The 1,172-nt window shown below is 59.3% G+C and carries 1 protein-coding gene; it reads right to left on the bottom strand.

Going from position 1 to position 1,172, the window contains the following annotated elements; translation table 11 throughout:
• Window positions 1-31: 31 nt before the first annotated feature.
• On the bottom strand, window positions 32-1,172 hold a 1,141-nt coding region (locus tag Q4P78_RS09100), incomplete at its 5' end, for a ParB/RepB/Spo0J family partition protein (RefSeq protein ID WP_303340046.1).

The raw sequence follows: 1,172 nt of genomic DNA on the forward strand, positions 1-1,172 counted from the left end.
CGACCCATCAGAATTGCCTTGTTTAACATAGTTACACCTCCGGATATGCTCTTGTCCAATAACTCACTTCAAACGGCAGGGAGACAAATTCGTTTCCCAGTTGCTCACCGAATGTCTCATCCTGATAGAGCAGCACCCGGAAATTGCCCTTGTGACCGTACCGGCACAATACGGTCTCGCCGTCACTCGGCGCGTCAGTCGGGTACTTGTGCCACTCAGACGTACAGGGCGGCAGTTCCGGGGTCAATCCAAGCAGCTCGACAAACGTAATGCCCAGCGTGTCTGCCAGCGCGAACAGCTCATCAAGCGACGGCATCCACGTCTGACGGGTCGGGTTAGTAATACTGCGCAGGGTACGCACGGTATAGCTCTGGTCGTCGTCCAGGCGCGCGTCTTTCACCCATTTCATAATAGCCTGCTGCGCCTGCCGGTACGCTGAGTGTTGGTACGCTTCATCGGCGCGGCGCTCGGACTCCTTAAATTCGGATCGTCTCTGCTCGGCAGCAATCCGATTTTTGCACACGCCGCACAGGACCGGGCAGGCCTCGGTGTGGTCGCACGCATGGCAGCAGCCCGGGCAAGTACCCGCTGTAACCATGGCGGCACGATCTTTGTATCGGGTGCACGGGCTATTGGACAATTCTGGACAGACCAGCGGGGCGAACGGGTAGTCCCGGACGATCTCCCCCGCTGCCCTAATGACCTTGGCAGTCGGGTTTGTATGATCGGACAGCGCCTGTTTGAGCTTCTTTTGCGCCTCCTTGTCCAGCTTGGACAGCTCGTAAGCGGTCGAGGCGCTGATGTGTCCTTTCTTGAGGGCTCGTTTCCAGTCCCCGACCAGGTGCTTGTCGATCGCCTCCATGCGCGCGATATTGCTCGCGCTCTCCTGCATGGCCTCGGCAACCATGTCCCGGATGCGCCCAGGCAGCTCTGCGCCCTCCTCGCGGCGCTTGATAAACAGCTCTTTGAGCCGCTGCGCCTGCTCAAACTTTTCACAGTAGGACAGTTCGCGCGCGGTGGAGTTGGTCAGGATCAGCGCCAGCTGCTCTTGCGTCTCGGTCAGATTGCGCTGCACCACGCAGGGTGCACTCTGACGGCCTAACTCGGTCAGGGCTTTATACCGTCGGTGCCCGGCAATCAGCCGGTAATGGGTGTCGTCCACCTCGAGCACG

The sequence above is a fragment of the Rothia sp. (in: high G+C Gram-positive bacteria) genome (assembly GCF_030540545.1).
Classification (GTDB): Bacteria; Actinomycetota; Actinomycetes; order Actinomycetales; family Micrococcaceae; genus Rothia.